At 58.0% G+C, this 12,155-nt stretch carries 12 protein-coding genes and 3 pseudogenes; 6 read left to right on the top strand and 9 right to left on the bottom strand.

Annotated features, from left to right (window positions below):
• Window positions 1-174 precede the first annotated feature (174 nt).
• A complete protein-coding gene (locus tag BFP70_RS19080) occupies window positions 175-1,038 on the bottom strand; it encodes a sulfurtransferase (protein ID WP_066013554.1) in 864 nt (287 codons plus the stop codon).
• Between the two features lie 112 nt (window positions 1,039-1,150).
• Between BFP70_RS19080 and BFP70_RS19075 the strand changes: the two genes are divergently transcribed.
• The 6 genes from BFP70_RS19075 (at window position 1,151) to BFP70_RS19050 (ending at window position 7,314) form a co-directional block, all read left to right on the top strand.
• The gene (locus BFP70_RS19075) at window positions 1,151-2,941 is read left to right on the top strand and encodes an ABC transporter ATP-binding protein (protein ID WP_066013552.1); all 1,791 of its coding nucleotides are present in this window, start codon (window positions 1,151-1,153) and stop codon (window positions 2,939-2,941) included.
• A 53-nt stretch (window positions 2,942-2,994) separates the two neighbouring features.
• Window positions 2,995-3,702, top strand: coding sequence for an aspartate/glutamate racemase family protein (locus BFP70_RS19070; protein ID WP_066013549.1), 708 nt, complete (start codon window positions 2,995-2,997; stop codon window positions 3,700-3,702).
• Between the two features lie 78 nt (window positions 3,703-3,780).
• Window positions 3,781-4,707: a dihydrodipicolinate synthase family protein gene (locus tag BFP70_RS19065; RefSeq protein ID WP_066013547.1), complete on the top strand. Its 927-nt coding sequence runs from the start codon at window positions 3,781-3,783 to the stop codon at window positions 4,705-4,707.
• Window positions 4,707-5,456: an SDR family oxidoreductase gene (locus BFP70_RS19060; protein WP_066013545.1), complete on the top strand. Its 750-nt coding sequence runs from the start codon at window positions 4,707-4,709 to the stop codon at window positions 5,454-5,456. Before BFP70_RS19065 ends, BFP70_RS19060 begins: the two co-directional genes overlap by 1 nt.
• Complete coding sequence (locus BFP70_RS19055) at window positions 5,456-6,616, top strand: MalY/PatB family protein (RefSeq protein ID WP_066013544.1); 1,161 nt, start codon at window positions 5,456-5,458, stop codon at window positions 6,614-6,616. The genes BFP70_RS19060 and BFP70_RS19055 overlap by 1 nt, the downstream gene beginning before the upstream one ends.
• Entirely contained in the window at window positions 6,613-7,314 is a 702-nt protein-coding gene (locus tag BFP70_RS19050) for a GntR family transcriptional regulator (RefSeq protein WP_066013542.1), read from the top strand. The genes BFP70_RS19055 and BFP70_RS19050 overlap by 4 nt, the downstream gene beginning before the upstream one ends.
• Before the next feature lie 3 nt (window positions 7,315-7,317).
• On the opposite strand, the gene pqqE is transcribed toward BFP70_RS19050, so the two are convergent.
• The 8 genes and pseudogenes from pqqE to BFP70_RS19010 form a co-directional block, all read right to left on the bottom strand.
• The gene (pqqE, locus tag BFP70_RS19045; RefSeq protein WP_066013540.1) at window positions 7,318-8,427 is read right to left on the bottom strand and encodes a pyrroloquinoline quinone biosynthesis protein PqqE; all 1,110 of its coding nucleotides are present in this window, start codon (window positions 8,425-8,427) and stop codon (window positions 7,318-7,320) included.
• Window positions 8,424-8,699, bottom strand: coding sequence for a pyrroloquinoline quinone biosynthesis peptide chaperone PqqD (gene pqqD, locus BFP70_RS19040; RefSeq protein ID WP_066013535.1), 276 nt, complete (start codon window positions 8,697-8,699; stop codon window positions 8,424-8,426). Before pqqD ends, pqqE begins: the two co-directional genes overlap by 4 nt.
• Window positions 8,696-9,442, bottom strand: a complete 747-nt coding sequence (gene pqqC, locus BFP70_RS19035; RefSeq protein WP_066013531.1) for a pyrroloquinoline-quinone synthase PqqC — start codon at window positions 9,440-9,442, stop codon at window positions 8,696-8,698. The genes pqqD and pqqC overlap by 4 nt, the downstream gene beginning before the upstream one ends.
• The gene (pqqB, locus tag BFP70_RS19030) at window positions 9,439-10,335 is read right to left on the bottom strand and encodes a pyrroloquinoline quinone biosynthesis protein PqqB (RefSeq protein WP_066013528.1); all 897 of its coding nucleotides are present in this window, start codon (window positions 10,333-10,335) and stop codon (window positions 9,439-9,441) included. Before pqqB ends, pqqC begins: the two co-directional genes overlap by 4 nt.
• A 27-nt stretch (window positions 10,336-10,362) precedes the next feature.
• Window positions 10,363-10,461 carry a pyrroloquinoline quinone precursor peptide PqqA gene (gene pqqA / locus BFP70_RS19025; protein ID WP_066013526.1) on the bottom strand — a complete coding sequence of 33 codons (99 nt, stop codon included), beginning with the start codon at window positions 10,459-10,461 and terminating at the stop codon, window positions 10,363-10,365.
• A 311-nt stretch (window positions 10,462-10,772) separates the two neighbouring features.
• Window positions 10,773-11,564 (bottom strand): annotated as a pseudogene (gene istB, locus BFP70_RS19020) (IS21-like element helper ATPase IstB).
• Window positions 11,554-11,904: pseudogene (locus tag BFP70_RS19015) on the bottom strand (IS21 family transposase); the annotation flags it as partial. The pseudogenes istB and BFP70_RS19015, both read right to left, overlap by 11 nt.
• A gap of 104 nt (window positions 11,905-12,008) precedes the next feature.
• Window positions 12,009-12,155 (bottom strand): annotated as a pseudogene (locus BFP70_RS19010) (IS3 family transposase); the annotation flags it as partial.

The following is a 12,155-nucleotide window of genomic DNA, read 5'->3' as shown; positions in this document are numbered from 1 at the left end:
TGGATGGGCCACCGCCCAAATATGTGCGCCTGAATCGCGTTATTTTTATAAATATGTATTTATTGATATATCAGTGGTAATATTTATTGGCGTTATATCTATATCAAAACGGCAAAAAATAACCCCCGCGTAGGCCGCGCACAAAAAATAGGCGCACAACGGGCGCAGCGCAAATTACGGGAAGGGACCACGGCTCACCGGGTTGCTGGGGTCATGGATATATTGCGACCACGATCCGGGATACAGCGCAGCGTCGACCCCTATCGCGGCCAACGCCAACACTGTGACAGCCGCCGACATTCCCGCACCGCAATAAACACCGACTGACTGCGCCCCTGTTACACCCAAGCCACGATACATTTCCGCCAAAGTTTGCGATGTGGTCAGCGGCCCCTCATCAGTGAAATTATCGGGCGCAGGCGCGCTGATAGCCCCAGGGATATGGCCCCGCTGAGGATCACCGCCCGCCTGCGCGCCGCCAATATAATTGGGCCGGATACGCGCATCCAGCAACACCCCACGCGTAGCTATGTCCAGCGCGGCTGACGCATCCAATTCAGGCATGTGTCCGGGCGTCAATATGATATCAGTTTCACGTTTTTTGCCAACACATTGAGACGTTTCAAACCCCGCATTCTTCCACGCAGACAAACCGCCATCCAGTACTCTGACATCCGCAATTCCGGCCCAACGCAGCACCCACCAAGCCCGCGCCGCAGTCATCAACCGATCCGCGTCATACAGAACGACGGTGCGCGCAGGGGTGATTCCCCAACGCCGCGCGGCGGCTTGCAATCGGGCGATGGGCGGCAGTGGGCGCTGCCCCCTTTCAGGAGCCGATGGGGCCGCAAAATCCGTATAGGCCTCCGCCTCAACCGCGCCGGGTATCCACGCCCCCGTGCGCGATGATACTCCCGTGTAGGGATTGACTGATTGAATTGCGATCACGACCGGTGGCTTCGGTCCATTCAGCATCTCATGCAGCTCATAAGATGTGACAAGCACCTGTCGACGGGTCTGTGGGTCCAGCTTGGGCATATATGTCTTCCGCTTCTGTCAGATTATAGATATATCACAATATATATTATAGTTTGACACCATAGAATGGATCGAGTGTAAATCCTTGCATAACTTTGCAACGGAAAACGGCATGTCGCTTTTATCCATCTCAAACCTATCGACACAATTCCGCACGCCCGAAGGCTGGCGCAGTGTGGTTGATGATGTCAGCTTCGATGTGCAAGCGGGTCAGACTTTGGCTGTTGTGGGGGAATCTGGATCAGGCAAAAGCATCACAGCATTGTCGATCATGGGGTTGCTGCCAGAGGGGCTAGCACGGGCCAGCGGCATCATCCGATTTGATGGGAGGGATCTTTTGGCCCTGCCCGACCGCCAAATGGAACGCATTCGCGGCAATGATATTGCCATGATCTTCCAAGAGCCAATGACATCGCTGAACCCAGTGTTAAGTGTCGGGCGCCAGATAGCAGAGCCATTGATCCGCCATCGCGGACTATCGCGCCGCGCGGCGATGACACAAGCCGTGCAGTTGATGGACCGGGTACGCATCCCTGCCGCCGCACGCCGCGCATGCGAATACCCACATGAAATGTCGGGCGGTATGTTGCAGCGGGTCATGATTGCCACGGCATTGGCCTGTGCCCCGCGCCTGCTGATTGCAGACGAGCCAACGACGGCCCTGGATGTCACAATCCAGGCCCAAATTTTGGAGCTGATCAAAGAGCTGCAAGATGAAGACGGCATGGGTGTTTTGTTCATCACCCATGATATGGGCGTGGTCGCCGAAATCGCGGAACGCACGGTGGTGATGTATCGCGCCAAATTGTTAGAGGACGGGCCGACCGAGCAGATTTTTGCGACCCCCCGTACCGATTACACTCGCCGCCTGCTCGCTGCGGCGCCCCGTCTGGGCGATTTGCACGCTAGCCCCCTGCCCCGTCCATATCAAGAGGCGCCATCATCACCCCCCGCACCCATCCATGACACGGTGCAACATGACGCCGCACCGCTGTTGCGGGTTCGCGGCCTGACGACGCGGTTTGACCTTCGCAGCGGTGTGTTCAACCGGATCCACGCCCGCGTGCATGCCGTGCAAAATGTTTCATTTGATCTGCATCCCGGTGAGACGCTGGCGCTGGTGGGGGAGTCGGGCTGCGGCAAATCCACCACCGGGCGTTCGGTTTTACGCCTGACTGAGCCAATATCCGGCGAGATTTTCTTTGACGGTCAGGATTTACGCGCTGCGTCCAAGGCCGCGCTGACCCATCAACGCCGCGCGATGCAAATGATCTTTCAAGATCCCTATTCATCGTTGAACCCACGAATGCGGATCGGTCCCGCCATTGCAGAGCCGATGATCGCCCATAGGCTGATCCGCCCGCACCAGGCGCATGAAGAGGTCGCACGCCTGCTAGACCGCGTTGGGCTGGGCCCGGATATGGCGCGCCGTTGGCCGCATGAATTTTCCGGCGGTCAGCGGCAGCGTATCTCGATCGCGCGCGCACTGGGGCTGAAGCCGCGGCTGATTGTGGCTGATGAAAGCGTGTCGGCCTTGGATGTGACGATCAAAGCGCAAGTGGTGAATTTGTTGATGCAATTGCAGGCGGATTTGGGACTGTCTTATTTATTCATCAGCCATGATATGGCGGTGGTTGAGCGGATCAGCCACCGGGTTGCTGTTATGCTTTCCGGTGAGATTGTCGAAATTGGCCCTCGTGAACGCATCTTTTCCAACCCCCAACACAGCTATACCCGGCGGTTGTTGGCGGCTGTACCCGAACCGGACCCCGCCCGTCGCCTAATCCGCCGACGCAGCGAAACGACCCAGCTTATAAGCCCGATCAAAGCACCGCATTTTCATCCCCCCGCGCGCAGTTATGCGCAGGTGGCGCCCGACCATTTTGTAATGCAAGGGCCATGACTCCGCACGGCTTATCGTGTGGCAGACCGATTGTTTCGACCTGAAAGACCCGCATGCTCCGTATCCTTGTTCTAAATCCCAACAGATCTGACACGATCACAAAGTCTATCGCGGCCTCCCTTGAGCAGCAGCGCAGCCTGACCAGGCACAAGATCCACTGCGCGGATCTGCCAGGCGCACCTGTTGGCATCGAAACTGACGTCGATGTTGCACAGGTCGCCCCCATGGTCACTCATGCCATCCACACCAGCGAAGCAGACGCGGTGGTTGTGGCCTGTTTTTCTGACCCAGGCGTCGATCAAACCCGCATGACGTTGCCAAATCGTCCGGTGATCGGCATTGCCGAAGCTGCCTATTACACAGCGCTGCAACTGGGACGGCGTTTTGGTGTGCTCTCCTTAGGGCCCTCGTCCGTTGCGCGCCATGCTGCACGGCTGCATAGGCTGGACCTGCTGCCGCGCCTTGTCGGCGATCGCGCTATCGGTATGACCGTCGCACAGGGCAATAGGCCCGAAAGCCTGCCAACATTGCTCGCGACAGCTGCTTTACTGCGCGACCAAGACGGGGCCGATACAGTCATTTTGGGCTGCGCGGGTATGGGGCGTCACCGCGATGCCTTACAGCAGGCTTTGGGCTTACCCGTGATCGACCCGGTTCAGGCCGCAGTGGCTGTGGCCATCACAACGCTGGATCTGCACTACTTCCCAAATGCCACGATGCGGGGCCACGATGATACGCCCAGCCACTTTCGCTTCACATAGCAATTACGCCAACATCGCGAACATCGCGAACATCCTCTGCCGTCTGCCAGGGCGGCTTTTCGATCAAGGACACGATCAATGACCCTTCTAACCACAGATGCCAAAGGTGTCTATGTCATCTCCGTCACCCCGTTCACCGAAACTGGCGCAATCGATTTCGACAGTCTAGACCGAGTGGTGGATTTCTATTTTGAAAATGGCGCCGATGGGCTGACTATCCTTGGTATGATGGGCGAAGCCCCCAAACTGACACAGGCCGAAAGCCGTGCCGTGGCGCGCCATGTGATAAAGCGCGCCGGGACAAAGCCGGTCGTTGTAGGTGTGTCTGCGCCGGGCCTCGCTGCGATCGGTGAACTGGGCGCGGCTGTCATGGATATAGGCGCTGCGGGATGTATGGTGACCACGCCGGGCAACCTGAAAACTGATCCCCAGATCCACCGATATTTCGCACAGACCGCCGAAACGCTGGGGGCGGGCGTGCCAATTGTGCTGCAAGATTTTCCGCTGGCCACGGGTGTGCATATCTCGGATCAGGTGTTGGGCCAGATCATTGACGACGTGCCACAGGTTGTCATGCTTAAGCATGAGGATTGGCCGGGTTTGCCGAAAATCACCACATTACGCCAAGCCGAGGCAAAGGGTCGGCGCCATATCTCAATCTTATGCGGAAATGGAGGGGTGTTCTTGCCCGAGGAAATGGCGCGCGGTGCAGACGGCGCGATGACCGGTTTCGGCTTTCCCGAGATGTTAGCAGATGTCGTGCGACTGGCTAGGGCCGGCGAAATGGACCGGGCCCAGGATATCTTTGACGCCTATCTGCCCCTGGTCCGGTATGAACAACAGCCCGGCGCCGGATTGGCCGTGCGCAAATATGTGCTGGCCAAGCGCGGTGCCATTGCCTGCGACGCCTTGCGCGCACCGGGCACAGGACTGGCCCCTGAAGCAATTGTCGAGGTTGAGCGCCTGCTGGCTCGGCAAAATAAACGATTGAAGGAATTGAACTGATGGATCTGGGATTACAGGGTAAAACCGCTTTGGTATTGGGCGCAAGCCGGGGGCTTGGCGCGGCAAGCGCGACATTATTGGCAGCGGAAGGTGCGCATGTCATCGCAGCCTCACGGTCGGGCACAGCCCCTGCAGATGGAATGCAAGGGCTTGCGCTGGATCTGGCCGATGCCGATAGCGTTGCTGCATTGATTCAACGGCTGGCTGAAAATCCGGTCGATATCTTGATCAACAATTGCGGCGGCCCTGCCTCTGGCCCGGCCAAAGACCAACCTTCCGCCGCATGGCAGGCCGCCTTTGCCACCATGGCCAATCCGATCTTTGCGATTACCGATGCCGCTTTGTCCGGTATGATTGCCAAAGGCTGGGGCCGGATTGTGACCATCGGGTCATCGGGCATCGTGCAGCCCATTCCCAATCTTGCGTTATCAAACGGGGTACGCGGGGCCATTGCCGGCTGGTCGAAAACACTGGCACAAGAGGTCGCGCCACATGGGGTTACGGTGAATATGGTGCTACCAGGTCGGATCGCAACCGACCGCCTGGCGCAGCTGGACGGAAACAAGGCCGATAAATCTGGTGCTTCGCTGGATGCCGTGCAAGAGGCCAGCCGCAAAACCATCCCCGTCGGCCGCTATGGCACACCCGAGGAATTTGGCGCAGTCGTTACCTTCCTATGCGCCGAGCAATCGGCCTATGTCACCGGCTCTATGGTGCGCGTAGATGGCGGCATGATCCGGGGGCTATAATGACAACGCTGTTTGCACCCGATCGTCAGGGCAGCGATAGCAACAAATGGCGCCGATATGACAGTGACGTCTTGCCGCTTTGGGTTGCAGATATGGATTTCGCCGCCGATCCGCAAATCACGCACTCCATCCGTGCGCGGCTGGATCATGGGGTGCTGGGCTATGGCCGGGCAACGCCGCAACAGCGCGATGTTTTGGTCCGGGCGATGGCGCGCGATTTCGGCTGGACCATTGATCCAGAGTGGCTGGTGTTTTTGCCCGGCGTGGAGCCGGGCTTTAACATGGCGCTATCGGCATTCACCCCCCACGATGGTGCGGTAATGCAAGAACTACCAGTATATGCGCCACTGCGTGCAGCCCCGTCCCACTGGGGCCTAAGGCAGCATGGTGTCTGGCAGGTCCAGGCAGGAGGCGATCATTGGATCAGCGACACCAATGCTATGGAACGCGCCGCAAAAGACAGCGACGCGTTGCTGCTGTGTAATCCGCAAAACCCGACAGGGCGGGTCTATACCCGGTCCGAGCTGGAAAACCGTGCCGAGCTGTGTCTGCGTCACAATATGGTGGTGATTTCCGATGAAATCCATTGCGGCATGGTGTTGGACGGGCGGAAACATATCCCTATTGCATCGCTGTCGAGCCAAATCGCGGCGCGCTCTGTCACGTTGATGGCGGCATCGAAAACATGGAATGTGCCGGGGCTGAAGACCGCTTTTGCCATTGTGCCCGATGCCGGGCTGCGAGCCCGGTTTGAAGCTGCGAGACACGGTATGGTCGACAGTGTGAATATTCTGGGGCTGACGGGTATGTGCGCTGCCTATGATCTGTGCACCGAATGGCGTGACACCATACGCATCACTCTACAGGCCAATCGTGATCTCTTGGCCCGACGCCTTGCGGTGCTGGTGCCGGGGGCCAGACTGGTGCTGCCACAGGCCGGGTTCCTGGCGTGGATTGATTTCTCGGCGTTAAGGCTGCCTTGCCCCGCTGCCGAATTTTTCCTGACCCATGCGCGTGTCGCCCTAAGTGGCGGCACGGAATTCGGGTCGGGGCTGGAAGGCTGGGCACGGCTCAATTATGGTTGCACGCCTAAGCTGTTGGAGCAGGCGTTAAAGCGGATCGCAGCCGCCGTACATATGCATATGGGAGAGCCAGATTGACACGGACATCAAAAGCCACCGCCGAGCGGGGCGCAAAGGCCGTGTCGCTGACCGATCAGGCCTATGCGCAATTGCGAGAAGACATCATCACCTGCACCTTGCGCCCCGGCACCGATATCGGGGAACAAGAGCTGGCCGCACGCTTGTCCATGAGTAAAACACCCGTACGTGAGGCCTTGGCGCGACTAACGTTGGAAGGTCTGGTTGAGGCCTTTCCACGGCGTGGGTATCGCATCACCCCTGTCACCGTGAAGGATATCACCGATATTTTCACCGTGCGCAAAGCATTAGAATCCGTGGCAGCTGAACTCGCCGCTTTGCGGATGACAGATGAAGAGCTTGAAACGCTAGAGGCGCTGGCGAAAAAAACCTATGGTCAGGATCGTACCTTACCTGTGTTGGAATTTGTCGCAGCGAACAACCGGTTTCACGCTGCCATTGCACAGGGCGCACGGGTGCCACGCCTGCACACGCTGATCAGCGGCTACCTAGAGGAATGCACGCGGCTTTTCCACATGGGCGCAACGATCCGCGATGTCACACCCGAAACCCATGAGGACCACACGCGCATTGTCACCGCCCTGCGCGCGCGCGATCCTGCCGCAGCGCGAGAAGCGATCAGCGTGCACACTGAAAACACGCGGCGCGGGCTATTGACCGCGTTGATCGCGGATGAAAATTCGCCGCTGGAATTGTAACAATCATCCGTCGCTTCGGACGGGCGATTTCCCCGGTTGTGCCCGATACTGCAACGGCGCAGGGGCCGCACCCGGCGTCCCTTGGGCCAGTTGCATCATCTTCACATGATCGGCCGATTTGATACATACCGGATCGGCCGCCGCAGGATCCCCTGAAATCGCCAAAGCCTGGCAGCGGCACCCGCCCAGATCGATATGCTTGCGCTCGCACGAGCGGCACGGCTCTTTCATCCACGCATCGCCGCGATAAGCATTGAACGCAGGGCTGTCATACCAAACTTCCGACAAAGCGCGATCTTTGACCGACCAAAATTCAAGATGTTTGATCGTTTGCGCCGCATGACACGGCAAAACCGTGCCCTCTGGCGTGACATTCAACCCAACCGAGCCCCAGCCGCTCATGCAGCGCTTTGGGTAATCATCGTGGTAATCGGCCGGGACAAAATCAATCATCAGCTGGCCTTTCAGCACCTCACGCGCTTTGGCGACAATCACTTCGGCCTCGCGCGCCTGCTCACGGGTGGGCATCAGCGCATCCCGGTTCTTCATTGCCCAGCCGTAAAACTGCACAATCGCGACCTCGATGCGGCGCGCGCCCATCTCTTGCGCCATATCTAACGCACGAGGCAATTGATGCAGATTTTCGCGGTGCAGCACACAATTCAATGTCAGCGGAAAGCCAATCTGCCCAATCCAACCCGCCACTTCCATCTTGCGGTCAAACCCACCTTTATAGCCACCGATCCTGTCAGCCATCTGCGCATCGGTCCCCTGAAGTGACAGTTGCACATGGTCCAGCCCTGCGCGATCCAGCTCTTCTAGCCGTGCCTTGGTCAATCCGATCCCAGAGGTGATAAGATTGGTATACAGCCCCGCTTGTTGCGCCGCCTGTACCAGCTGCACCAAATCGCGCCGACTTGCAGGTTCCCCACCCGACAGATGCAGTTGCAAAACACCCATTTGCGCGGCCTCTTGAAACACGCGAACCCAGTCTCGCGTCGACAATTCACGCGATCTTTGCTCTAATTCCAGCGGGTTAGAACAGTATGGGCAGGACAATGGGCAACGGTGCGTCAGCTCGGCCAACATCGCCATCGGCGGCGGGATTTTCATAGGACCTCCAAAATACGCCGCGCCGCGAGCGTTTCAATAAAGCCTGAAACATCGGGTGCAATCTGGCTGTCAGGCGCGTCATATTTTGTCGCCAACCGGGCGACCAATGTGGCAAAATCGGCATGATTGTCGATTTTCGATATAATCGCATGGCCAATTTGATCCAACGCGATGGTCTTTTCGGGAACCAACAACACCCAGCGATCGCGGATATGATCCCAATGCAAGCGCACGCCACGCGGAATTTTCGGCACTGCGCCTGCGGCAATCATGCCGCCACCGCCCGCATGTAGGTTCCGGGCAACCAGCCGCCCGGCGGTATGCGCGCCGGCGCGACATAGGCGCAATACAGCGCATCAAGCTGCGCCCAAAGCACATCGGTCTTGAATTCCAATGCCGCCGCCGCCGCATCTTGTTTCTCTTGCGTGTCGGCGTAATCCAATACCCAGGCCAGCCCAAAGGCCACATCCTTTGGTGCCTCTGCCAGCCGGCGTTTAAAATAGGACAACGCGCGATCATCGGCAAAATCATAATGCGCCAACAGGCCCTCAATCCGGTTCGCATGGATCTTGGGCGCAAAAAGTTCGGTGAGGGAGGAGGCGACAGCCTCCAACAGCGTCTTGTCGCGCACGAAACGTGTATAGGCATCACAGGCAAATTTGGTCGCCGGCAAGACGCCACGGCGCGATGCGACATAATCACGGTCAAGACCTACGGCATCCGCCAAACGCAGCCAGCGTTCAATCCCTCCTTCATTTTCGCCATGCCCATCGTGATCTTCGATCCGAGAGCGCCACGCGCGGCGCAGGCTTGGCTCTTCAACGCGGCTCATGAATGCCGCGTCTTTCATCGGAATTGTGTGTTGATAGTAATATCGGTTCAGCACCCAGGCGCGCACCTGATCAGGGGTGCATTTGCCACTGTGCAGCATATCATGAAACGGATGTTTGTCGTGATAGCGCTCTGCCCCGATTTGGCGCAGCCGTGCCTCAAACGCATCGCGTGATTGCGTCATGTCGAAATCTCCATTCCGTCGCGCCCGATCACCCAGCCACATTCATTGGCCGCGCGCGTTTGGTTTGACGCCGGGTCCAGAACAGGGTTGGAATTGTTCATATGCACGAAAACTTTTTGGGTAATATCCAGATCCTGGAGCGCCTTCATACTGCCGCCCTCCCCCGAGATCGAGATATGTCCCATACGTTGCCCCGTTTTTTGGCTAAGTCCTTCGCGGATCATCTCGTCATCAGACCACAACGTGCCGTCAAACATCACCAGATCCGCACCGCGCAATCGCTGCGCCAGATCTGCGGGCACATGTGCGCAGCCCGGGATGTAATAGGCGCGCGATGTGGCAGTGCGCAGCTCCACACCCACCGTCTGCTCGCCCACCAGATCGGTCTTAACTGTCTCACCTTCCAGATACAGCGGAACTTTCCCCGGTACGGCAAACAATGTCGCCATCAGGTCGGGAACCAATTCAAACGGTTGGTCCAATGTGATCCGTGCGCGCGCAACACAGTCAGGGCGCAGGGCGTCAAAGATCGGATTGGCGGCCAGGACATCGTGAATTTCCGCCGTGGCAAACAGCGTAAAGGGCTGACTTTCACGCAGCACCAACAGGCCAGCGACGTGATCAATATCGCCATTGGTCACCACAACCGCGCGCAGCGGCAAGTCACGCAGGCCTGTGGGATGCAACTGCGGGGCCGCTGCCATCTGGTCGCGAATATCTGGTGATGCATTCAAAATTGCCCAATCACGCCCATTCCCGCTTACCGCGACCGAGCTTTGAGATTGCGCCGGAAGAGTGCCCGCCCGTGCTGCGATACAGTTGCGACAGCCACAGTTCCATTGGGGGAGGCCACCACCGGCCGCCGCCCCCAGTATACGCGCGTTGATCGTCATATATCTGCCTCCGCGCGGATCGGCGTCTTAGAACAACACGCCGCCTTCATCGCCCGAATCCGGGCCATACATATTGATTTCCATACCACAGTCGATTTCACGCAAAACTGGTTTTGCCCAAGCCATGATCGTCCCTCCTAAGGTGTTTCAATTTCATGATTGGTGCAGAGGAAGCACATGCAGAGCAATAGCACAATGGTCGTATTTGGGCGCTTTACGCGCCGAATCTTGCCGGCCGTCTTCGTCAAATCATTGATTATTCAATAAATTTCATATACTTAGGGAGATGCATTGATCTTAGGCCTGGAAAGCCACCTCAAACTAATTTGAATATCGCGGGCGACGTCATTATTGACCCTGTCGGGGTTTGATGCCGCTCAGAACTGACCCAGCATTGTCACCGAGAACTGATCCGCCCGTTTGTTATGTCTTCTGGTTCATGACGTGGTCAATGGCGCTGTATCCTTCCGTTTCTTTTTCGCTGTCTCGGAGCTGGCTTTGAAGCGGTAGCTGTCGTTTCCGGTCTCGAGGATGTGGCAGCGGTGGGTGAGCCGATCGAGGAGGGCAGTGGTCATCTTGGCGTCGCCAAAAACGCTGGCCCACTCGCTGAAGCTCAGATTGGTGGTAATGACCACACTGGTGCGCTCGCATAGTTTGCTGAGAGAATGGAACAGCAGCGCACCGCCCGAGGCGCTGAACGGCAGGTAGCCGAGCTCGTCCAGGATCACCAATTCGGTCTTCACCAGCGCCTCGGCGATCTTTCCAGCCTTTCCCTAGCTCTTTTCTTGTTCCAGCGCATTCACCAGTTCGACGGTCGAGAAGAAGCGCACCCGCTTGCGATGATGCTCAATGCCCTGAACGCCCAATGCAGTCACAACATGGCTTTTCCCAGTTCCGAGTCCGCCGAGCAGGACCACGGTCTCGGCCGGGTCCATGAACCCGCACCGATGCAGTTGGCGCACGAGGGCTTCGTTGACCGCGCTGGTGGCAAAGTCGAAGCCGGACAGGTCCTTGTAGGCCGGGAAGCGCGCGGCCTACATGTGATAGGAGATGGAGCGCACCTCGCATTCGGCCATTTCAGCCTCGAGCAGTTGCGACAGGATCGGGATTGTCGCGTCAAATGCAGGCGGTCCCTGTTCCATGAGGTCATGCACTGCCTGCGCCATGCCTGGCATCTTAAGGCTGCGTAGCATGATGACAATTGCGCCCCCGGCGGGATCATGACGCATGGCGTGTGCCTCCCCGCAGTCCGTCATAGCGTGCGACGTTGGCCTCCGGCTCCTTCTTCAGGACGAGGCTCGAAGGCGGCGTCACATCGGGCTGGTCAGTCGGCGTGCCATCCACCAGCCTGTGGAGCAGGTTCAGCACATGGGTCTTGGTCGGCACGCCCGCCTCCAGAGCCATTTCCACAGCGCACAGAACGGCCTGTTCGTCGTGATGCAAAACCAAGGACAGAATCTCCACCATCTTGCGATCGCCGCCGGGCTTGCGCAGCATCGGCCCCTGCAATTGACGGAACGCCTCTGGCATCTCGACGAAGGGCGCACCATTTCGTAGCGCGCCCGGCTTGGACGTGCAACACTTCCGTTCCGGTTTTCTGTGAGCAATGCTCGCTTTGAAGGAGACTGGATATGTGAATCGCCGCAGGTTTACCGGAGACCTATAGCTTCATTTCACGCGACCATATCGAGCACGTCGCGCTGTGCATAGAAGTTCTGTTCAGCCTCTGCTGGCGGTATGTTTCCGATAGGGCCGAGCAAGCGCCGGTGATTAAACCAATCGACCCAGCCGAGCGTCGCCATTTCCAGATCCTGCATGTT

Origin of the sequence: Thioclava sp. SK-1 (assembly GCF_001705665.1) — a bacterium.
Lineage (GTDB): Bacteria > Pseudomonadota > Alphaproteobacteria > Rhodobacterales > Rhodobacteraceae > Thioclava.
The sequence above is the reverse complement of the archived record's forward strand: the minus strand, read 5'-3'. Positions and strand labels throughout refer to the sequence as shown.

What these genes read in the sequence shown, in the direction of transcription:
- BFP70_RS19065 (WP_066013547.1), top strand. Translation starts at nt 3,781, where the DNA reads ATGACCCTTCTAACCACAGATGCCAAAGGTGTCTATGTCATCTCCGTC.
- pqqE (WP_066013540.1), bottom strand. Translation starts at nt 8,427, where the DNA reads ATGAAAATCCCGCCGCCGATGGCGATGTTGGCCGAGCTGACGCACCGT.
- pqqC (WP_066013531.1), bottom strand. Translation starts at nt 9,442, where the DNA reads ATGACGCAATCACGCGATGCGTTTGAGGCACGGCTGCGCCAAATCGGG.
- pqqB (WP_066013528.1), bottom strand. Translation starts at nt 10,335, where the DNA reads ATGACGATCAACGCGCGTATACTGGGGGCGGCGGCCGGTGGTGGCCTC.
- BFP70_RS19060 (WP_066013545.1), top strand. Translation starts at nt 4,707, where the DNA reads ATGGATCTGGGATTACAGGGTAAAACCGCTTTGGTATTGGGCGCAAGC.
- pqqD (WP_066013535.1), bottom strand. Translation starts at nt 8,699, where the DNA reads ATGATTGCCGCAGGCGCAGTGCCGAAAATTCCGCGTGGCGTGCGCTTG.
- pqqA (WP_066013526.1), bottom strand. Translation starts at nt 10,461, where the DNA reads ATGGCTTGGGCAAAACCAGTTTTGCGTGAAATCGACTGTGGTATGGAA.
- BFP70_RS19075 (WP_066013552.1), top strand. Translation starts at nt 1,151, where the DNA reads ATGTCGCTTTTATCCATCTCAAACCTATCGACACAATTCCGCACGCCC.
- BFP70_RS19080 (WP_066013554.1), bottom strand. Translation starts at nt 1,038, where the DNA reads ATGCCCAAGCTGGACCCACAGACCCGTCGACAGGTGCTTGTCACATCT.
- BFP70_RS19070 (WP_066013549.1), top strand. Translation starts at nt 2,995, where the DNA reads ATGCTCCGTATCCTTGTTCTAAATCCCAACAGATCTGACACGATCACA.
- BFP70_RS19055 (WP_066013544.1), top strand. Translation starts at nt 5,456, where the DNA reads ATGACAACGCTGTTTGCACCCGATCGTCAGGGCAGCGATAGCAACAAA.